Origin of the sequence: Halomonas halodenitrificans DSM 735, from assembly GCF_000620045.1 — a bacterium.
GTDB classification, from domain to species: Bacteria; Pseudomonadota; Gammaproteobacteria; order Pseudomonadales; family Halomonadaceae; genus Halomonas; species Halomonas halodenitrificans.
Map to the genome: position 1 here is coordinate 235,950 of NZ_JHVH01000003.1, position 20,003 is coordinate 255,952.

Here is a 20,003-nt window from a genome sequence, read left to right on the forward strand (position 1 = left end):
CGGCCTTGCCCGTCGGGCTGCTGTATCTGACACCGGCATACCGGTACAATGCGTTCATCCTGGCCGCCGGCCCACGCTGCTGTGCTCGGTCCTGGCCCGAACCCTATTCAGGTAGAAGTCCACCGATGTCCCAAGACACCTCCTTCGACAAGCTCAAGCATATCCGTAACTTCTCGATCATCGCCCATATCGACCATGGCAAGTCGACCCTGGCCGACCGGTTGATCCAGACCTGCGGTGGCCTCACCGAGCGTGAACTCAAGGAACAGGTGCTGGACTCCATGGACCTGGAGCGGGAGCGGGGGATCACCATCAAGGCCCAGTCGGTAACGCTCGATTATCTAGCGCCGGATGGTAATACCTATCAGCTCAACTTTATCGATACGCCCGGACACGTCGACTTCTCCTATGAGGTGTCGCGTTCGCTGTATGCCTGCGAAGGGGCCCTGCTGGTGGTGGATGCCGGTCAGGGGGTCGAGGCACAGTCGGTGGCCAACTGCTACACCGCCATCGAGCAGGGGCTCGAGGTGCTGCCGGTACTCAACAAGATGGATCTTCCCCAGGCCGATCCCGACAAGGTCTCCCATGAGATCGAGGAGATCATCGGTCTGGATGCGACCGATGCCTGCCAGGTCTCGGCCAAGAGCGGGCTGGGTATCGATGCCCTGCTGGAGACCCTGGTGCGTGATATCCCGCCGCCCAAGGGAGATCCGGGAGGCCCGTTGCAGGCGTTGATCATCGACTCCTGGTTCGATAATTACCTGGGCGTGGTATCGCTGGTGAGGATCTTCGACGGCACCCTGAAGAAGGGGGAGAAGATCCGCATCAGCTCCACCGGCCGTGACTGGCAGATCAACGAGGTGGGTATCTTTACCCCGCAGCGTCACCAGACCGGCGTCCTGCGTGCCGGCGAAGTGGGCTTTATCGTGGCCGGTATCAAGGAAATCCAGGGGGCGCCGGTGGGGGATACCATCACCCATACCAAGACCCCGGATGTGGCGCGCCTGCCCGGTTTCCAGAAGGTCAAGCCGCAGGTCTATGCCGGCATGTTCCCGGTCAGCGCCGACGACTACGAGGATTTCCGCGACGCCCTGGAGAAGCTGGCGCTCAACGATGCCTCCCTGGAATACGAGCCGGAGAACTCCGATGCCCTGGGCTTCGGCTTCCGGGTCGGCTTCCTCGGCACCTTGCACATGGAGATCATCCAGGAGCGCCTCGAGCGTGAGTATGACCTGGACCTTCTGACCACCGCGCCTACGGTGGTCTACGAGCTGGTGCTCAAGGATGAGGAAGTGATCTATGTCGCCAACCCATCCAAGCTTCCCGACATGGCTGACGTGGAGGAAATGCGCGAGCCGATCGTGCGGGCCAGTATCCTGGTGCCCCAGGAGTTTGTCGGCAACGTCATCACCGAGTGTGAGCAGCGCCGTGGCACCCAGCTGGACATGCAGTTTCTGGGCAGCCAGATTCAGCTCACCTACGAGCTGCCCATGTCCGAGGTGGTCATGGATTTCTTCGACCGCCTGAAGTCGATCTCCAAGGGCTATGCCTCCCTGGAGTACAACTTCGAGCGCTTCGAGGCCGCCAAGCTGGTGCGCCTGGACGTGCTGATCAACGGCGACAAGGTCGATGCCCTGGCGGTGATCATCCACCGCGACCATGCCCACAGTCGCGGCCGCCTGCTGGTCGAGAAGATGAAGGAGCTGATCCCGCGTCAGATGTTCGACGTGGCGATCCAGGCCGCCATCGGTGGTCAGGTCGTGGCACGCTCCACCGTCAAGGCGCTGCGCAAGAACGTTACCGCCAAGTGCTACGGCGGCGATGTGTCCCGCAAGAAGAAGCTGCTCGAGAAGCAGAAGGCAGGCAAGAAACGCATGAAGCAGGTGGGCCGGGTAGAGATCCCCCAGGATGCCTTCCTCGCCGTGCTCAGGGTCAACGACTGATTCCACTAGCTAGGGACAACGAACCGCCATGGACTTCTCACTGCTGCTGGTGATTGCCGTCGCCGTCACCGGCGTGATCACCCTGTTCAACTTTCTCTGGTGGCGTCCGGCACGCCAGCAGTCCCTGCAAACCGCCGAGGCTGGCACCAGCGAAGGCTTGCCCTCCGAGGCTCGCGAACAGGTGCTGAAGGAGCCCTGGCCGGTGGACTACGCCCGCTCCTTCTTTCCGGTACTGCTGGTGGTGCTGGTGCTGAGAAGCTTCGTGATGGAGCCGTTTCAGATTCCATCGGGGTCCATGCGACCCACCCTGGAGATCGGCGACTTTATCCTGGTCAACAAGTTTGCCTACGGACTGCGCCTGCCGGTGGTGCATACCGAGATCGCTGATCTGGGTGAGCCCGAGCGGGGTGACGTCATGGTGTTTCGTTTCCCCAATGAACCCTCGGTCAACTTCATCAAGCGGGTCGTCGGCCTGCCCGGTGACCGCATCCGCTACGAGGACAAGCAGCTCTACGTCAATGGCGAGCCGGCCGCCAAGACGTTGCTGGCCGAAGGGCCGGCGAAGGCGCCGGATGAGTTGATGTATGCCGAGCAGCTGGGCGAGGTAGAGCATCGCCTCTACAATAATCCTCGAGACCTCGGGCCTCAGATGCGCGAGCTGGTCGTGCCGGAGGGGCACTATTTCACCATGGGTGACAACCGCGACCACTCCAACGATAGCCGCTATTGGGGCTTCGTGCCGGAGGAAAATATCGTTGGCCAGGCCTTCGCCGTCTGGATGCACTGGGACGGCGGCCTGCCCAGCTTCACCAGCATGCGACGTATCCAGTAGATGCCCTGCTTGATTTCCAGAATCAGACGACAGAATCAGATAACAGGATTTTCGTGAGCCAAACCCTCAACGCCTTCAGCCGACGTATCGGCCATGATTTCGGCGACGACTCGTTGCTCGAGCTTGCCATGACCCACCGCAGCTACGGTGGCCAGAATAATGAGCGCCTCGAGTTTCTGGGTGATTCCATCGTCAACTTCGTCATCGCCGAGGCGCTGTTTCGTCGCTTTCCCGAGGCCCGGGAAGGGCAGCTTTCCCGCTTGCGTGCGCGCCTGGTCAAGGGCCAGACCCTGGCGGAGCTGGCGCGTGAGATGGGCTTCGGCGAATACCTCCGGCTCGGCTCCGGCGAGATGAAGAGTGGTGGTCACCGCCGAGACTCGATCCTTGCCGACGCCGTCGAAGCGGTGATCGGTGCCATCTATCTCGATGCCGGCATGGAAGTCGTGCGGGCCCGGATACTCTCCTGGTATGCCGCGCGCCTGGAAGACACCAGCCTGCAGCATACCCAGAAGGATCCCAAGACGCGCCTCCAGGAGTTTCTGCAGTCGCGCCAGGAACCGCTGCCTCGTTACGAGGTGGTCAGCGTGGAGGGCGAGGCCCATGCGCAGACCTTTACCGTAGAATGTCATGTGGAGCTGCTGCAGAACCATACCATCGGCATCGGCTCCAGCCGCCGCCATGCCGAGCAGCAGGCCGCCGAGATAGCACTGAAACAGCTCGAGCCAAGAGGAGTTCGGTCATGACCCAGACCTGTGGTTTCGTGGCCATTGTAGGCCGCCCTAATGTCGGCAAGTCGACGCTGATGAACCGTATTCTCGGCCAGAAGGTCTCGATCACGTCGCGGCGGCCCCAGACGACCCGTCACCAGGTGATGGGCATCAAGACGGAAGAGGAAGCCCAGTTCATCTATGTCGATACCCCGGGTATCCATATCCTCGCCAAGGACCGCAACAAGGCCATCAACCGCTTCATGAACCAGGCCGCCGTTCAGGCGCTGCGTGATGTGGATTGCGTGGTATTTATCATCGATCGCACTCGCTGGAGCGATGAGGATCAGGTCGTTCTACAGCGTCTCGAGCATGTCGACGCGCCGGTGATCCTGGCCGTCAACAAGGTTGATCGCCTGCAGGACAAGTCCGAGCTGTTGCCCTGGCTCGAGTCGGTCGGCGCACGCCGGGACTTCGCCGCCATTGTGCCGATCTCCGCCAAGCACGGCTCCAATGTGCCGGAGTTGGAGGCCGAAGTGGCCAAGCATCTGCCGGAAAGCGTGCACTTCTTCCCCGAGGACCAGATCACCGACAAGAGCCAGCGTTTCCTGGCCGCCGAGCTGGTACGCGAGAAGGTGATGCGCCAGCTGGGCGATGAGTTGCCCTACCAGATGACCGTGGAGATCGAGGAGTTCCGTGACGAAGGCAGGATAGTGCATATCAGTGCCCTGATCCTGGTGGAACGCCAGGGTCAGAAGAAGATCCTGATCGGCGAGAACGGCGAACGTATCAAGAACATCGGCCGCGAGGCGCGGCTCGACATGGAACGCGCCCTGGACGCCAAGGTAATGCTGAACCTCTGGGTGAAGGTCAAGCGTGGCTGGTCCGACGACGAACGGGCACTCAAGAGCCTGGGCTACGACCTCGATTAAGCTACCTTCGCCCCCTCCGGGACAGTCCCCGGCGGAGGTGACCTCGCTGGAGGCGTGCACCCGGGCGAGTCGGATGGCTCAGCCGGGGACTGTCCCGACTGGACCTACTGCGTAGCGAGAGAGTGATGCGCCCAGAACCCGCCTTCCTGCTGCATAAGCGCCCCTATCGCGAAACCAGCGCCCTGGTGGAGTTGCTGACACTGCATGGCGGCCGCGTACGGGCGGTCGCCCAGGGCGTCCAGCGGCCCGGGTCGCGTTCGCGGGGCCGGCTACAGCCCTTCGCGCCGTTGCATGTGACCTGGGTGGGTGAGGGCGAACTCAAGCGCCTGCGCCTGATGGAGAGCCGTGGGGCGGTGGCGCTGCTGGCGGGCGAGGGGCTGTTATGCGGGCTCTATGCCAATGAACTGCTGGCGCGCACCCTACCGGTGGAGCTTCCGGCCGCCGAGGTATTTGCCTTCTATACGTCGCTGCTCGAGGCGCTGCCGAGGCCGGGTTCACGCGCCGGCGCCCTGCGACGCCTGGAATTTGCCCTGCTTGAAGCGCTGGGCGCCGCCCCACGATTCGTCGAGGCCGAAGGCGGTGAGCTCGACCCCCAGACACGCTATGTCTACGATGCCTCATGCTGTGCGTTTCGCCCCGGCCGGCCGGGTCTCGACGGTCGCACCCTGCGCCTGCTCGCCGCCGGCGACTGGAGCGCGCCGGGGCTCGCGGGCCCGGCCAAGGCGGTGGCCCGCGCGGCACTGGCCCCCCTGTTGGGCAGTCGGCCCCTGCGCTCCCGGGAGCTGATGCGCCAGCTTGCCGCAAAGCGGTAAGCTTGGAGACCCGCAGTTCGGGACAGTCCCGGAGAAAGCCCGACGAACGCCCGGGGATAGTCCCGTACCTACGGCTTACGCCTTAACACAAGGAGATTCCTATGCATCCCCCTCGTATTCTGCTCGGCGTCAATATCGACCATATCGCGACGCTGCGTCAGGCCCGCGGTACGCGCTACCCGGATCCAGTCCAGGCGGCGCTCGTCGCCGAGGAGGCCGGCGCCGATGGCATTACGATCCATCTGCGTGAGGACCGTCGGCATATCCAGGAACGCGATGTGCGGCTGCTGGCCGAGGTGCTGACCACACGCATGAACCTCGAGATGGCGGTCACCGAGGAGATGATCGCGCTGGCCGAGGAGGTGCGCCCGGCCCACGTCTGCCTGGTGCCGGAGAAGCGTGAAGAGCTCACCACCGAGGGGGGCCTCGATGTGGCCGGTGGCGCCGAGGCGATCCGTGACGCCTGTCGGCGCCTGGCCGCGGCGGGCTGCGAAGTGTCGCTGTTCATCGACCCGGAGCCCACCCAGATTGCCGCCGCGGGCGAGGTCGGTGCACCGGTCATCGAGCTGCATACCGGCGGCTATGCCGAGGCATCGGGACACGAGGCCAGCCGCGAGCATGCGCGCCTCTCGGCGGCGGCCGAAATGGCCCTGGAACTGGGACTGACCGTCAATGCCGGCCATGGGCTGCACTACCACAACGTGGAGGCCGTGGCGGCCATTCCGGGGATTCACGAGCTGAATATCGGACATGCCATCATGGCCCGCGCGCTGTTCGTGGGCCTCAAGGAGGCGGTGGCCGAGATGAAGCGCCTGGCCATCGCCGGCCAGGAGGCGGGCTTCGTCGCCGCCCTCGAGGAGCACGATCACGACCATGACCACGCCGACCATGTGCACTGACGCATGATTCTGGGCATCGGCACCGATATTGCCAGGGTGGCGCGTCTCGACGCCGCCCTGTCACGCCGGGGCAAACGCCTGACGCGCCGCCTGCTGGGGGAGGTGGAGCGTGAACGCATGCGGCTGCATGCCGACCCGGTGGCCTTCCTGGCCAAGCGCTTCGCGGCCAAGGAGGCCTTCGTCAAGGCGCTGGGTACCGGGCTGCGACACGGCATGCGCTGGACCGAGATCCAGGTGGTCAACGACGGCCTGGGGCGCCCCTCGTTGCTGCTGTCCGGCAAGGCGCATGAGCTGGCGCTGGCCGCCGGCGTACGCGGGACTCATCTGTCGTTATCCGATGAGAAGGAGTTTGCGGTGGCCTTTGTGGTGCTGGAAGGGTAAGGGTCGGAGGCGGACGCCTCACGCCACTGGCGCAGCTCGGCCATGGCGTGTAACAGCTCCTCCAGCAATGGCGCCATGGCCTCGCGCCCCCGGGTACGCAAGTGTGTCTCCAGGGTCTCGGCGGTCAACCCCAGGCGCGGCGCGCCACAGTACCGGCAGGCGCCGTTGAGTCCGTGAATGGCATCCAGCAGCGCCTCGTCATCCTCGTCGGCCCGGGCACGGCATATGGTGTCTTCCATTTCATCGAGAGAATCGACCAGTTGCTCGAGCAGCCGCTGGGCCAGGGGTTCCCGGCCTCCCGCCAGGCGTGTGCCCAGCGCCAGGTCCACGACGGGAAGCCTTGATGGCTCGCCCGGGGCCGGCGCCGGAGGGGTCGATGAAAGGTGTGCGGGGGCGTCGCCGAGGTGATGCGTCAGCAGTTTCGAGAGGTGGTCGATATCCAGCGGCTTGGTCAGCACGTCATCCAGGCCGCTTGCCATCAGGCGACGCCGCTCGCCTTCCAGCGCATGGGCGGTCACCGCAATGATCGGCGTACGGCGCCAGGCATCACTCAAGTGGCGCAGTTCGCGGGTCGCCTCGATGCCATCCATGTCCGGCATGCGGATATCCATCAACACCAGATCGAAGTGTCGTCGGCGTCCCACGGTCAGGGCCTCTTCGCCGCTGCTGACCAGCGTGATGTCCATGCCGGGGCCGGTCAGCAACTCGCCCATGAGGCGACGGTTGGTGGCGTTGTCGTCGACGGCGAGCAGTCGCAGGCCGGCATCGAGGGCGCTCGTTGGCCCCTCGGCAGGGGACGCGAGGGCGTCGTTGCCTCCCGTCTCCAGCAGGCGCTCGACGGCCTCGGCGAGGGTGCCGCGTGCCAGCGGCTTGGCCAGCATTTCCCCGCCTCTCGGCAGCGCCAGGTCGGGAAAGTCCAGTGGACTGGCGGTGCACAGCAGCAGCGCCGGACAGGGCAGCTCGGCGAGCCGTTGTTCCCAGTGGCGCAGTCGCTCGGGGGAATAGGGCGGGGCACCCAGGCTGATCATGACCAGGCTCGGCGTGGGCGCCGCCGGGGTGTCGGCCGGCAGAGGCCTGGCACCCCAGCGCCGCAGCAAGTGCCGGAGGGCGCGTCGGGTCCCCGGGTGCGGCTCTTCCAGCAGTATCGTCTCACCGGCGAGCCGGAGTTCCGGCGGTCGCTCCGACTCGATGTCTCCGGCCAGCGGCAGGGTAAAGGCGAAGGTGCTGCCGCGGTTCGGTTCGCTTTCCACGCCGATCTCGCCACCCATCTGCTCCACCAGCTGGCGGCAGATGGAAAGGCCCAGCCCGCTACCACCGAACTCTCGCGAGTGGCTCGGAGCGGCCTGGTGGAAGGCGTCGAAGAGGTGCTGCTTATGCTCGTTCGAGAGGCCGATGCCGGTGTCCGACACGCTGACGCCCAGGGTGACATGCGTTGGTTCGCTCTCTTCTACCGTCACCCTGACCAGCACCTCGCCACGCTCGGTAAACTTCACCGCATTGTCGACCAGGTTGGTCAGCAGCTGACGGATGCGCATCGGGTCACCATGCAGGACCGGTGGTACGTCGTCATAGACCATGCCGACCAGCTCCAGTGCTTTCTGCTGGGCCATGGGGGCCTGGAGTGCCAATACTTCATCGACCAGTTCCACCATCTGTACCGGCATTCGCTCCAGCTCCAGCCTGCCGGTCTCGAGCCTGGAATAGTCCAGCACATCATTGACCAGCAGGAGCAGATTGTCGCAGGCACGATCGACGTGCGTCAGCCACTCCTGCTGCCGGGCATTCAGCGACGAACGCCCCAGTAGCCGACAGAAGCCGACGATGCCGTTGAGTGGCGTGCGAATTTCATGGCTCATGCTGGCCAGGAATTCCGACTTGGCCCGGTTGGCCTTCACGGCGTGTCGGTGAGCCAGGTCCAGCTGCATGTTCTGGATCTCGACGGTCTCCATGGACTCCTCGAGCTCCGCCGTCGCCTGGGCGACCTGATGCTGCATCTCATCCCGGGTCTGCTGCAATTGCAGGGCAAGGGCATTGGCATGGCTGGCCAGGGGGGGAAGCTCGGGAGGCGAGGGGGGCAGCGATGACACGGGCTCGCCGCGTGCCAGACGCGCCAGGGTGGCGTCGACCTCCTCGAGAGGGCGCTTGAGGCGGCGATAGGTCGTCATGGTGGCGAGTCCCAGGATGCCGGCGACGAGGGCCAGCAACAGGCCGGCGCCAGCCAGTTGGCGATAGTGCTGGAGCAGTATGCCGCTGGCATCGACGTCCATGACCAGGCGCCCGCCGCCTGCCCTCGCCAAGGGGTAGGTCATGCGCCATTGGCCGTCCTTCTGGCGTACCCTGCCGGGGCGGGGCTCGAGGGAGGCGTCCTCCACCAGGCGACCCGCCTCGGCACGCAAGGCGTCGTCGGCATCGAGAATGGCAGCGGCCTTGATCTCGGGCAGGTCGAGCAGGCGCCTGGCGTGTGCCGCGAGGGCCGGCGCGTCGTTTGCCCGCAGCGCCGATAGCAGCATCGGTTCGATCAGCGTTGCCGCCCTCGTCAGTTCGGCCTCGAGTCGCGCTTCATGAGTATCGCGATGCAGGGGCAGGGCGATGAGCACCAGGGCGACCATCAACAACATGGGGAGAACCAGGGCGATCGACACGAGTCGCAGCTTCAGGGACATGAAAAATCTCGGCTATCGGAGAGACGACGCCCGGGGCGCCCGGAAGATACCTGTCCACCCCGGGGTCCCACGGATATAATGTCGAAAATACCCGTAGAGAAGGATGCTTGCATGCATTTTCCGACCATCGAAGATGCCGTCGGCCACACACCGTTGGTGCGCCTCAAGCGTATCGGTGCCGGCCGCAACAATGTGCTGCTGGCGAAGCTCGAGGGCAATAACCCGGCGGGCTCGGTGAAAGACCGCCCAGCCATGGCCATGCTGGAGCAGGCCGAGGCGCGTGGCGACATCGCTCCGGGCGATACCCTGATCGAGGCAACGTCGGGCAATACCGGCATCGCCCTGGCCATGGCGGCCGCCATCAAGGGCTATCGCATGGTGCTGATCATGCCCGAAAGTGCCTCGGAAGAGCGCAAGCAGTGCATGGCCGCCTATGGCGCCAGACTGATCACGGTCAGCAAGGAGGGCGGCATGGAGAAGGCCCGCGACCTGGCCGATGCCATGCTTGCCCGGGGTGACGGCAAGCGTCTGGATCAGTTTGCCAACCCCGACAACCCGCTCTCCCATTATCTCGGTACCGGTCGGGAAACCTGGGAGCAGACGGCCGGTACGGTGACGCACTTCGTCAGCTCCATGGGGACCACGGGCACCATCATGGGGGCCTCCCAGGCACTCAAGGAGCGCAATGCCGACATCGAGATCATCGGGCTGCAGCCCGAGGATGGTGCCAGCATCGCCGGGATTCGTCGCTGGCCCGAGGCGTACCTGCCGAGTATCTTCGATGCCAGCCGCGTCGACCGCGTCCTGGACATCGGTCAGCATGAAGCCGAGGAGCATATGCGTCGCCTGGCGCGGGAGGAGGGGATCCTGGCCGGGGTCAGCTCCGGGGGTGCCCTGGCGGGTGCCCTGCGTGTCGCCGAACAGGTGGAAAATGCCGTGATCGTGTTTATCGTCTGTGACCGCGGCGATCGCTATCTTTCCACCGGCCTGTTTGCCCCGGAGGCTTGAGTCATGGCGATGCTGGGCAAGCGGCGGCCGCGCCGCGAACGGTCGGGCGTCTCCGGGCTGCAGGGACGTCAGCCGCCGTCCCGGGCGTCGGAGAAGGAGGCGTCGACGAGAGCGGTCGATGGCGAGGCACGGGGCGTGCGGATCGAGCGCCTGGCGCATGACGCGCGGGGCCTGGCCCACGCTGCCGACGGCAAGACGCTGTTTGTCGAGGGGGCCCTGCCGGGCGAGCGGGTCGACGTCGCAGTTCACCGTACCCGCAAGCGCTTCGACGAAGCCCATGTGCGTGAACGGCTCGAGGCCTCGCCGGAACGCGTCACACCACCCTGCGAGCATTTCGAACGCTGTGGCGGCTGCGATCTTCAGCACCTGGCCCTTCCCGCCCAGCGCCGTCACAAGCAGGCGGTGCTCATCGACCTGCTCGCCCGCCAGGGGATCGAGGTCGAGGCGGAACCCGAGCTGCTGGCCGGCGCCGGCCATGGCTATCGCCGGCGTGCCCGCCTGGGTGTGAAGCAGGATGCCGAGGGGCGGCTGCACCTGGGCTTTCGGGCTCGCCACAGCCATCGTCTGGTTGATATCCAGCATTGCACTATCCTGATGCCGGCGCTCGATGCCCTGCTGGGCCCCCTGCATCAGCAGCTGGCCAGGCTCCAGGCACCACGCCTGGTAGGCCACCTGGAACTGCTGGCCAGCGATCAGGGGCCCACGCTGGTGATACGCCAGCTCAAGTCACATGCCGTCGACCGCGAGGCCTGGCATGCCTTTGGCACCGAGTACGGGCTCCATCTGGGCTGGCTGGTGGGGCGTGAGACCCCCGAGCTCGAGTGGCTGACCCCCGAGCCGTCGCTGACCTGCCGGGTGCCCGGGGACGGGGAGACACTCGAACTGGGCTTTGCCCCCGGCGACTTCCTGCAGGCCAACGCCGAGGTCAACCGGCAGATGGTGACGACGGCACTGAGCTGGCTCGGCGAACTCGAGGATATTCCCGTGTTGGACCTGTTTGCCGGGATCGGTAACTTCAGTCTGCCCCTGGCGTCTGCCGGTGCGCGAGTGACCGCGGTGGAGGGCAGTCCGTCTATGGTCGAGCGCCTGGCGCGCAACGCCCGGAGCAACTGGCCGGGGCAGGCGTGGCGGGTGACGGCGCGCCGGGCCGACCTGGCGCAGCAGGCCGCCGTCGACGACCTGCTGGCGGAGCTCGCCCCCGGGGTCGTGGTGCTTGACCCGCCACGCGATGGTGCCGAGTCGGCTGCCCGGGCCCTGGTGGCCGCACCGGTGCCTCGCGTGTTGTATATCTCCTGTGACCCGGCGACCCTGGCGCGGGATGCCGCACATCTCTTGCGTGGTGGTTATCGGATCATGCATGTCGCCGTGGCCGACATGTTCGTGCACACCTCGCATCTGGAGTCGATGTTGCTGTTCGAGCACCCCCATGCAGAACGGCAGCGGCAAGGAGCATCAGCAGATGGTTAAAGTTCGTGAGGACCAACCGCTCACCGCAACGGGGCGTGTGGATATCGATCGCTGGGTGGAGCGCCTGCGGGAAGACGTCAAGCTACGCGACCCGGGCGAGATGGCCGAGGCCTGCCGGCTTGCCGAACGTCTGGAGGAGGAGTCGGACCATCCCCACCGTTCCTGGATGACGGAGGGCTCCAGTTTTCGCATGGGCCTGGAGATGGCCGATATCCTGGGAGAACTGAAACTCGACCAGGCGGTGCTCGTGGCGGCCGTGCTCTATCGCGCGGTGCGTGAAGGGCTTGTTAGCCTCGACGCCGTCGGCAAGCGGTTCGGCTCGGAGGTGGCCGGCCTGGTCGATGGCGTGTTGCAGATGGCGGCAATCAGCGCCACTCAGCTGCCTAGCCATGACATGAGTCAGCATAACCAGCAGGACAACCTGCGCAAGATGCTGGTCAACATGATCGATGACGTCCGGGTGGCACTGATCAAGATTGCCGAGCGTACCTGCGCGCTGCGCCAGGTCAGGGAGGCACCCCGGGAAAAGCAGCAGCGCGTGGCCCGGGAGGTGTTCGACATCTATGCGCCTCTGGCCCACCGGCTGGGCATTGGCCACCTCAAGTGGGAGCTGGAGGATCTCTCCTTTCGTTATCTGCAGGAGGACGACTACAAGACCATCGCGCGTCAGCTGGCCGAGAAACGCCTGGATCGAGATCGTTATATCAGTGAAATCGTCGATACCCTCAGGGGCCTGCTCGGGGCCCAGGGTATCCATCGGTATGACGTCGATGGCCGAGCCAAGCACATTTACTCGATCTGGCGAAAGATGAAGCGCAAGCACATCGATTTCTCCCAGGTCCACGACATCCGCGCGGTGCGCATCCTGGTGCCCGAAGTGGCCGACTGCTACACCGTGCTGGGCCTGGTGCACTCGCGTTGGCATCACGTCCCCCTCGAGTTCGATGACTATATCGCCAATCCCAAGAAGAATGGCTATCAGTCGTTGCATACCGCGGTGTTCGGCCCCGAGAACAAGGTCGTGGAGATCCAGATCCGCACCTTTGCCATGCACGAAGAGGCCGAGCTCGGGGTCTGTGCCCACTGGCGCTACAAGGGACACGACACCCAGGCCAAGAGCACCGGCTACGAAGACAAGATCGCCTGGCTGCGTCAGGTGCTCGAATGGCAGGAGGAGGTCGGCGACCTTGGCGATCTCAGTGAGGGGCTCAACAGCGATGTGGCGCCGGATCGTATCTACGTCTTCACCCCCGATGGTCATATCATCGACCTGCCGCGTGTCGCGACCCCCATCGACTTCGCCTATCGGGTACACACCGAGGTAGGCCACCGCTGCCGGGGGGCCAAGGTCAACGGCCGCATCGTGCCGCTTACCTATGCCTTGAAGACCGGCCAGCAGGTGGAAATTCTTACCGCCAGCAAGGGCGGGCCGAGTCGCGACTGGCTCAACCCCAGCCTGGCCTATGTGCGTACCTCGCGTGCCCGCGCTAAGATCCAGGCCTGGTTCAAGTATCAGGCTCGCGACCAGAATATCGAGGAGGGGCGTGCCCTGTTCGAACGCGAAATGAAGCGCCTCGACCTCGAGGACATGGATCTCCACACCCTGGCGCGCAAGGTCAATTACCCGACTCCCGAGGACATGTACGCGGCGCTGGGGGCGGGGGATCTGCGCATCGGCCAGGTATTGAACCAGGCCCAGCAGCTGTTCGGCGAGAATGACGACCAGGAGCAGCTCGAGCGCCTGCTGGCCAAGCCGAGGCGCACGCCGAGCAAGGGCGGGGCGAGTGATATCACCGTGCTGGGCGTGGGGAACCTCAAGACCGGCATGGCCAACTGCTGTCATCCGGTGCCGGGGGAGTCCATCGTCGGCTTTATTACCCAGGGCCGTGGGGTGACGGTCCACCGCGAGGACTGCCCCAATATCCTGCAGCTGCAGGTGGACGAGCCCCAGCGCATCATCGCGGTGGAGTGGGGCGAGCGTGCCCTCACCCAGTATCCGGTCAATATCGAGGTGGAGGCCTGGGATCGCTCCGGCCTGCTGCGCGACGTCACCGGGGTGCTGGGCAACGAGAAGGTCAATGTGCTGTCGGTGAATACGTTGACCGATACCGATGACGGCATCGCACGGCTGACCATTACCGTGGAGGTGGATGGCCTGGAGACCCTGGGCCGGCTCTTCTCCCGTATTCAGCAGCTGTCCAACGTCATCGAGGTGCGTCGTCTGCGCAGCGGCAGAAAGTCCAGTAAACGCCGGGAGAGGAAATCATGAGCCAGCGCCAGCATACCCTGGACGATCTGCTGACCCTGATGGCGGTGCTTCGCGATCCCGAACAGGGGTGCCCCTGGGATATCAAGCAGGACTGGGACTCCATCGTGCCGCACACCCTGGAAGAGGCCTATGAAGTTGCCGACGCCATCGAGCGCCGGGCCTGGGACGAACTGCCCGGTGAGCTGGGCGACCTGCTCTTCCAGGTGGTCTACTATGCTCAGTTCGGCCATGAGGAAGAGCGCTTCGATTTCCATGACGTGGTCGACACCCTGACCGCCAAGATGCTGCGTCGCCACCCGCATGTGTTTCCCGACGGCAGCCTGAGTTCGCGGCGAACACTTGGCGAGAGTGCCGAGGCTCGGGGACTCGAGGATATCAAGGGGCGCTGGGAGGCACTCAAGGCCGAGGAGCGTGCCGAGAGGTCCCGTGATACGCTCGAGGTGTCTGCTGCCTCGGTGCTCGATGGCGCCGCGGCGTCGGTTCTGGATGGCGCCGCGGCGTCGGTTCTGGATGATGTGCCGCGCACGCTGCCGGCGCTGTCGCGGGCCGCAAAACTCTCCAGGCGGGCCGCCCGCGAGGGTTTCGATTGGCCCGATTCTCGCGAGGTGATTGCCAAGATCCGCGAGGAGCTCGACGAGGTGGAGGAGGCGCTGGCCGAAGGCGACGCTGACCATGCCGCCGAGGAGGTGGGGGACCTGCTGTTTGCGGTCACCAATCTCGCTCGCAGCCTCAAGGCCGATCCCGAGCAGTGCCTGAGGGCGACCAATGCCAAGTTCGAGCGTCGCTTTCGTCATGTAGAAACGGCCTTGACGGCAGCCGGGTCCAGCCCCGCCGCCGCCGACCTGGCGACCATGGAGCGCCACTGGCAGGCCGCCAAACGCGAAGAACGCCGTGAAATTGCCACATCTTTCGGAGATAGCCGGCCATGAGCCACGATCTGCACGAATCCCTGCGCGACAACGTCCGTATCCTGGGGGACAGTCTGGGACGCACCATCGCCAATGACCTGGGCGATGACTTCGTTGACAGAATCGAGACCATTCGCGACTTCGCCAAGCGTGGGCGCCAGGGCGATGAGCAGGCCCAGCGTGAGCTGATCGATTATCTGCGTGGGTTGCCCGACCAGGATTTATTACCGGTGACCCGTGCATTCAACCAGTTCCTCAATCTGGCCAATATCGCCGAGCAGCATTATCGCGCCCGCTTTCGTCGCGTCGAGGATTATCACCCGGGAACCCAACCGGTATTGTCCGAGTTGTTGGACCGAGCCCGTCGCGCCGGCAACTCGCCGCGCAAGCTGGTCGAGAGCCTGGCCGGCATGCGTGTCGAGTTGGTACTGACCGCCCACCCCACCGAGGTTATCCGGCGCACCCTGATTCAGAAATACGACGCGATCGATGACTGCCTGAGTGCTATCGAGTCGTCCGCGGACTATCCCGAGCGGGGTGTACGGGCCAAGGGTCGCCTCGAGGAACTGATCAGCCAGGCCTGGCATACCGACGAGATTCGCCACGAGCGTCCCTCGCCGGTGGATGAGGCCAAGTGGGGCTTTGCGGTCATCGAGAACTCGCTGTGGCAGGCGGTGCCTGACTTCCATCGTGACCTCGACAACCTGCTGCTGGATACGGCCGGTGAACGCCTGCCACTGGACGCCGCACCGATCAGCTTCGCGTCGTGGATGGGGGGCGATCGAGACGGCAACCCCAATGTGACCTCCCGAGTGACTCGTGAGGTGCTCCTGCTGGGGCGCTGGATGGCGGCGGATCTCTATCTGCGCGACCTGGAGCAGCTCAAGGCCGAGCTCTCCATGTGGCGGGCCAACAGTGCGCTCAAGGCCGAGGTCGGTGACGCCGCGGAACCTTATCGCGAACTGCTGCGCCAGCTGCTGGCGCGGGTCGAGGCTACCCGTGACTGGGCCAAGGCAAGCCTCGATGGCAAGCCTTACGGTGGCGGTCCGATCATCGAGAGTCGCGATCAACTCTACTCGCCCCTGCTCGCATGCTATCGCTCGCTGTGCGACGTGGGCCTGGATACCATCGCCAATGGCGCGCTGCTGGATACCCTGCGCCGGGTGGCGGTATTTGGCGTCACCCTGACCCAGCTTGATATCCGTCAGGAAGCCAGCCGCCATGTCCAGGTCATGGAGGAGCTCACCGACGGTCTGGGGCTCGGGCACTATTCCGACTGGAGCGAGGAGCAGCGACAGGAGTTTCTGCTCGAGGAGCTCGCCTCGCGGCGACCGCTGATTCCCCGGCGCTGGGAGTGTTCTCCGGAGTCGCGGGAGGTGATCGATACCTTTCGGGTCATCGCCAGCGAGCCGCCGGAAGCGCTTGGCACCTACGTGATCTCCATGGCGGCGGAGCCCTCCGATGTTCTGGTCGTGGCGTTGCTGATGAAGGAGGTGGGGGGCGAGGTCAAGCTGCCCATCGCGCCGCTGTTCGAGACGCTGAATGACCTCGATCATGCCGGCGATGCGATCGACCGTCTTCTTGCGCTGCCCGGCTATCGTCGCCTGATCGGTGATCGTCAGGAGGTCATGATCGGTTACTCCGATTCCGCCAAGGATGCCGGTCAGCTGGCGGCCGCCTGGGCCCAGTATCGCGCCCAGGAGAGCCTGGTGGCGGTGTGTCGGCGACATGCCGTGGACCTGACCCTGTTCCATGGTCGCGGCGGCACCGTGGGGCGTGGCGGCGGTCCGGCCCATGCGGCCATCCTCTCTCAGCCGCCGGGCTCGGTGAATGGCAGTCTCAGGGTGACCGAACAGGGCGAGATGATCCGCTTCAAGTTTGGCCAGCCGGAAATTGCCCTGCGCTCGATGGAGATCTACGCCTGTGCGGTCCTGGAAGCCAGTCTGCTGCCACCGCCCGACCCGGAACCCCAGTGGCGAGAGGAGATGGATCGCCTTGCCGGAATTGCCCATGACGCCTATGTGCGAGTGGTGCGAGAAGACCCTGATTTCGTGCCTTACTTCCGCGCGGTGACCCCGGAGGGTTCCCTGGGGCGGTTGCCGCTGGGGTCACGGCCTACCAAGCGGCGTCAGGACGGGGGGGTGGAGACCCTGCGTGCGATTCCCTGGATCTTCGCCTGGACCCAGGTTCGCCTGATGTTGCCGGCCTGGCTGGGCAGCGGCGAGGCCTTCGCGGCCCGTCTGGAAGAGAAAGGCGGCCGCGAGGTACTCCAGGAGATGCGGGACCGCTGGCCGTTCTTCGCCACCTATCTGGATATGCTGGAAATGCTGCTCTCCAAGGCGGATGTGGGCATTGCCACCTACTACGAGCATCGCCTGGTCGACGAGCCGAGTCTCAAGGCCCTGGGGCAGCGTCTGCGCGCGCGTTTCGAGCGCCTTGACGAGGTACTCCTGGAGGTCCTCGACCAGAAGGCGCTGCTGGAGAAAACGCCGTTGATTCATCAGGCGATTTCCGTGCGTAACCCCTATATCGATCCGCTACATGGTCTCCAGGCGGAGCTCTTGCAGCGTAATCGTGATGCCGACGGCGCAATAAGCGCGGATCTTTCACGGGCGCTGATGGTCACCATGGCGGGCATCGCCGCGGGGCTCAGGAATACCGGCTGACCTGGCTTCGCCGGGAGCTGTAAGCTATAAGCTTTAAGCGATACGAAAACCCTTGCCGAGAGTTTCGGTGGCGACATACTGGCTTACGGCCAGCCCGCAGGGGACAGTCCCCGGGCAAGCCGCCCCGGTTCGCCTTGGTGCACCTTGCTTGCGGTGTTCCCTCTGCAGGGGACTGTCCCCGGGTCCAGCTAGAAGGGAATATTGATGGAGGCGGTGAGTAGATTGAGGTGCGCCATATTGGGCGCATCATACTCCTCGAGTTCGAGGCGGCTGGTAAAGCTCGGAAACTGCAGGCGGGCGCCGAAGCCTTGAACCCGGGTGGTGCCGGCTTCCTCGATGTCGCCGCGGGGAATCACGGCATCGCCTTCCCAACTGACCATCCCGGACTTGGCATAGACGCCGAAGTGGCCCATGCGCACGCCGGCCACCAGGCTTCCGCCCAGGCTGACGGTGTTGACCAGCAGCGACTGATCTTCGGGCCGCGTCGGCACCTCGTCACTTTCCTGGTAGCTGAATTCGGCGCCGAGATCCAGGTTGGGGAGCCGGAAGGGGTTGTAGCCGGCAATCAGTCGAAAGCCGGAGGTGTAGCCGTCGGGGCTCTCGACGTCCCGGCCATCGAGGGTAATACCGTTATCCAGGCGAATGACATCTTCCGGCTGACCAGCATAGGCGGGGCTTTGCCGACTGGTCTGCCGGGTGAGCTCCTCGGCAATGCCGCCCTCATTGGCGTTGGCGCCAAGGGGCGCCGTGAGGGCCAGACCGGTGAGCAGCGAGGCGATGATGTGACGGGATGTCATTTTTCCCTGACCTTGCACCATGACCTGACCCAGGAGGGCCAGATCGTAGAGCGAGTAGCGATGAGATGCCTCTAGGCTAGCAAGCCCACTCCCGGTTCGCCAGCCATTTGGTCCCAAGGCCTCAGGGACAGTCCCCGACTCGGCCATCAGGCCGGTCGTCATGCATGCCGCCAGCATCGGTGAGACGGCGGGGGACTGTCCCTTCGCTGCGGAGGGGCCCGATACCTACCCGAAAAGCCCCGCCCTGCAGTCATGTGCGGGGCGGGGCTTTCCTGGCGATTCAGCACCTTTTCGGTTCGGCGCCTTTCCAGTTTAGAGCCTTTTCGGTTCAGGGCTGGACGCGCCGATTATCATGTGCGGCTAGCGGAGGTCACTCACCAGTCGGACGGCCGCCCGGTGCTGGCAGCGTTGTGGTCGGTCTCGGGCAGCTGGGTTTCATGCTGGTTGTTTTGTATCAGGGCAAAGGTGGTCTCGGTCATGGCCGCGCTGTGACCGAAAACATTCGCCGCATCAACGCCGGCCTTGACGTGCTGAGACGTCGGTGCGGTACCGGCAAGCGGTTCCTGAATGTTCTGGTTGGTTTGTTGCACGATCACGCTGGCGCTGGCGGCAACGGGAAGTGTGGCGGCAATAACGAGTGAGAAAAGCAGTGATTTCTTCATGGTACGTGGCTCCATAGTGGTAAGGGGCCGGGCGTCCTTAATAACGCTGCCCCGTGTGGATGGCCACATGATGCGCCCGTGTCCGTGCCGTGACGAATCGAACGTCGCAAAGGTTATTATCACGCTAATTAATTGGTTTGAGACTCTGTGGGTCGCCGATGAATTCTTCGATGCGCGTGCGCAGCCAGCGCTCTGCCGGGTCGTTATCCTGGGCACCGCGCCACGCCATGGACAGGTCGAAGGACGGGCCGGAAAACGGCAGCGCATTGGCGTGCAGTCGGCCGCTGGCGGTCAGCCCCTCGATGACGTAGTCGGGGACGGTAGCGATGATATCGGTATCGGCAAGCAGCGTGCCCAACCCGTTGAACTGCGGTACGGCCAGGACGACGCGGCGTCGGTAACCCAAGGCTTCCAGCGAGTTGTCCACATAGCCGTCGAGGTCGCCGGCGAAGGACACCAGGGCGTGGGGGCGCGAGCAGTATTCCTCCAGCGTCATCGGCGCCGGCGCGTCATCGGCGCGTAACACCTGGGGCCAGCTGCGGCGCAGCGGCTTGCACTTGGCATTGGCCGGCAGGTCAGAGACGTAGCTGACGCCCACGGAAATATCACCGGCGTTCAACAGCTCCGGCATGAGCAAGTAGTTGGTGCGGCGAACCACCAGCACCACGTTGGGGGCTTCGCGGCGCAGCTGGCGCAGCAGGGCCGGCAGCAGCGCAAATTCCACGTCGTCGGACAGGCCGATGCGGAAGACGGCGTCGCTGGTGGCCGGGTCGAAGTCACTGGTGGTGCTCAGCGCGGCGGAAATGGAGTCCAGGGCCGGGGCCAGATGCTTGAAGATGTCTTCGGCCCGGGCGGTGGGTTCCATGTGCCGGCCGGTGCGGATAAACAGTGGATCATCGAACAGCGTGCGCAGCCGAGAGAGCGCCGCGCTAATGGCGGGCTGGCCGAGGAACAGCTTTTCCGCCGCTCGCGTGACGCTGCGCTCGTGCATCATCGTTTCAAAGACGATCAATAGATGAAAATCCACGCGGCGCAGGTCGGTACGGTTCAAGTGGCT

At 64.7% G+C, this 20,003-nt stretch carries 16 protein-coding genes; 12 read left to right on the forward strand and 4 right to left on the reverse strand.

The window, feature by feature from the left end; all coding sequences use genetic code 11:
* The first annotated feature begins 125 nt into the window (after positions 1-125).
* The 7 genes from lepA (at position 126) to acpS (ending at position 6,506) form a co-directional block, all read left to right on the forward strand.
* Positions 126-1,943, forward strand: coding sequence for a translation elongation factor 4 (gene lepA, locus Q358_RS0104730; RefSeq protein ID WP_027960999.1), 1,818 nt, complete (start codon positions 126-128; stop codon positions 1,941-1,943).
* A gap of 28 nt (positions 1,944-1,971) precedes the next feature.
* Positions 1,972-2,775, forward strand: a complete 804-nt coding sequence (lepB, locus tag Q358_RS0104735) for a signal peptidase I (protein ID WP_027961000.1) — start codon at positions 1,972-1,974, stop codon at positions 2,773-2,775.
* Positions 2,776-2,828: 53 nt separating this feature from the next.
* Complete coding sequence (gene rnc, locus Q358_RS0104740) at positions 2,829-3,518, forward strand: ribonuclease III (RefSeq protein WP_027961001.1); 690 nt, start codon at positions 2,829-2,831, stop codon at positions 3,516-3,518.
* A complete protein-coding gene (era, locus tag Q358_RS0104745) occupies positions 3,515-4,414 on the forward strand; it encodes a GTPase Era (RefSeq protein ID WP_027961002.1) in 900 nt (299 codons plus the stop codon). The genes rnc and era overlap by 4 nt, the downstream gene beginning before the upstream one ends.
* A 125-nt stretch (positions 4,415-4,539) precedes the next feature.
* On the forward strand, positions 4,540-5,226 hold the full coding sequence (gene recO / locus Q358_RS0104750; RefSeq protein WP_027961003.1) for a DNA repair protein RecO: 687 nt from the start codon (positions 4,540-4,542) through the stop codon (positions 5,224-5,226).
* A 101-nt stretch (positions 5,227-5,327) separates the two neighbouring features.
* Positions 5,328-6,125, forward strand: coding sequence for a pyridoxine 5'-phosphate synthase (pdxJ, locus tag Q358_RS0104755; protein ID WP_027961004.1), 798 nt, complete (start codon positions 5,328-5,330; stop codon positions 6,123-6,125).
* Between the two features lie 3 nt (positions 6,126-6,128).
* Positions 6,129-6,506: a holo-ACP synthase gene (gene acpS / locus Q358_RS0104760; RefSeq protein WP_027961005.1), complete on the forward strand. Its 378-nt coding sequence runs from the start codon at positions 6,129-6,131 to the stop codon at positions 6,504-6,506.
* Here acpS and Q358_RS0104765 read toward each other — a convergent pair.
* Positions 6,446-9,169, reverse strand: coding sequence for an ATP-binding protein (locus Q358_RS0104765; RefSeq protein WP_027961006.1), 2,724 nt, complete (start codon positions 9,167-9,169; stop codon positions 6,446-6,448). The genes acpS and Q358_RS0104765 overlap by 61 nt on opposite strands.
* Positions 9,170-9,280: 111 nt before the next feature.
* Between Q358_RS0104765 and cysM the strand changes: the two genes are divergently transcribed.
* From cysM to ppc, 5 genes are read left to right on the forward strand one after another with little or no spacing between them, the layout of a single operon-like run.
* Positions 9,281-10,177: a cysteine synthase CysM gene (gene cysM, locus Q358_RS0104770; protein WP_027961007.1), complete on the forward strand. Its 897-nt coding sequence runs from the start codon at positions 9,281-9,283 to the stop codon at positions 10,175-10,177.
* Positions 10,178-10,180: 3 nt separating this feature from the next.
* Positions 10,181-11,644 carry a 23S rRNA (uracil(1939)-C(5))-methyltransferase gene (locus tag Q358_RS0104775; protein WP_027961008.1) on the forward strand — a complete coding sequence of 488 codons (1,464 nt, stop codon included), beginning with the start codon at positions 10,181-10,183 and terminating at the stop codon, positions 11,642-11,644.
* On the forward strand, positions 11,637-13,913 hold the full coding sequence (gene relA / locus Q358_RS0104780; RefSeq protein ID WP_027961009.1) for a GTP diphosphokinase: 2,277 nt from the start codon (positions 11,637-11,639) through the stop codon (positions 13,911-13,913). Before Q358_RS0104775 ends, relA begins: the two co-directional genes overlap by 8 nt.
* The gene (mazG, locus tag Q358_RS0104785; RefSeq protein WP_027961010.1) at positions 13,910-14,842 is read left to right on the forward strand and encodes a nucleoside triphosphate pyrophosphohydrolase; all 933 of its coding nucleotides are present in this window, start codon (positions 13,910-13,912) and stop codon (positions 14,840-14,842) included. The genes relA and mazG overlap by 4 nt, the downstream gene beginning before the upstream one ends.
* Complete coding sequence (ppc, locus tag Q358_RS0104790) at positions 14,839-17,487, forward strand: phosphoenolpyruvate carboxylase (RefSeq protein WP_027961011.1); 2,649 nt, start codon at positions 14,839-14,841, stop codon at positions 17,485-17,487. Before mazG ends, ppc begins: the two co-directional genes overlap by 4 nt.
* A gap of 188 nt (positions 17,488-17,675) precedes the next feature.
* Here ppc and Q358_RS0104795 read toward each other — a convergent pair whose 3' ends face one another.
* The 3 genes from Q358_RS0104795 to Q358_RS0104805 form a co-directional block, all read right to left on the reverse strand.
* Entirely contained in the window at positions 17,676-18,284 is a 609-nt protein-coding gene (locus tag Q358_RS0104795) for a hypothetical protein (protein ID WP_043487643.1), read from the reverse strand.
* A 374-nt stretch (positions 18,285-18,658) separates the two neighbouring features.
* Positions 18,659-18,946, reverse strand: a complete 288-nt coding sequence (locus tag Q358_RS0104800; protein WP_027961013.1) for a hypothetical protein — start codon at positions 18,944-18,946, stop codon at positions 18,659-18,661.
* A 124-nt stretch (positions 18,947-19,070) separates the two neighbouring features.
* Positions 19,071-19,997: a LysR family transcriptional regulator gene (locus tag Q358_RS0104805; RefSeq protein WP_027961014.1), complete on the reverse strand. Its 927-nt coding sequence runs from the start codon at positions 19,995-19,997 to the stop codon at positions 19,071-19,073.
* Positions 19,998-20,003: the final 6 nt, after the last annotated feature.

What these genes read in the sequence shown, in the direction of transcription:
- acpS (WP_027961005.1), top strand. Translation starts at nt 6,129, where the DNA reads ATGATTCTGGGCATCGGCACCGATATTGCCAGGGTGGCGCGTCTCGAC.
- ppc (WP_027961011.1), top strand. Translation starts at nt 14,839, where the DNA reads ATGAGCCACGATCTGCACGAATCCCTGCGCGACAACGTCCGTATCCTG.
- Q358_RS0104765 (WP_027961006.1), bottom strand. Translation starts at nt 9,169, where the DNA reads ATGTCCCTGAAGCTGCGACTCGTGTCGATCGCCCTGGTTCTCCCCATG.
- Q358_RS0104775 (WP_027961008.1), top strand. Translation starts at nt 10,181, where the DNA reads ATGGCGATGCTGGGCAAGCGGCGGCCGCGCCGCGAACGGTCGGGCGTC.
- cysM (WP_027961007.1), top strand. Translation starts at nt 9,281, where the DNA reads ATGCATTTTCCGACCATCGAAGATGCCGTCGGCCACACACCGTTGGTG.
- Q358_RS0104800 (WP_027961013.1), bottom strand. Translation starts at nt 18,946, where the DNA reads ATGAAGAAATCACTGCTTTTCTCACTCGTTATTGCCGCCACACTTCCC.
- pdxJ (WP_027961004.1), top strand. Translation starts at nt 5,328, where the DNA reads ATGCATCCCCCTCGTATTCTGCTCGGCGTCAATATCGACCATATCGCG.
- relA (WP_027961009.1), top strand. Translation starts at nt 11,637, where the DNA reads ATGGTTAAAGTTCGTGAGGACCAACCGCTCACCGCAACGGGGCGTGTG.
- lepA (WP_027960999.1), top strand. Translation starts at nt 126, where the DNA reads ATGTCCCAAGACACCTCCTTCGACAAGCTCAAGCATATCCGTAACTTC.
- era (WP_027961002.1), top strand. Translation starts at nt 3,515, where the DNA reads ATGACCCAGACCTGTGGTTTCGTGGCCATTGTAGGCCGCCCTAATGTC.
- lepB (WP_027961000.1), top strand. Translation starts at nt 1,972, where the DNA reads ATGGACTTCTCACTGCTGCTGGTGATTGCCGTCGCCGTCACCGGCGTG.
- Q358_RS0104795 (WP_043487643.1), bottom strand. Translation starts at nt 18,284, where the DNA reads ATGACATCCCGTCACATCATCGCCTCGCTGCTCACCGGTCTGGCCCTC.
- mazG (WP_027961010.1), top strand. Translation starts at nt 13,910, where the DNA reads ATGAGCCAGCGCCAGCATACCCTGGACGATCTGCTGACCCTGATGGCG.
- recO (WP_027961003.1), top strand. Translation starts at nt 4,540, where the DNA reads ATGCGCCCAGAACCCGCCTTCCTGCTGCATAAGCGCCCCTATCGCGAA.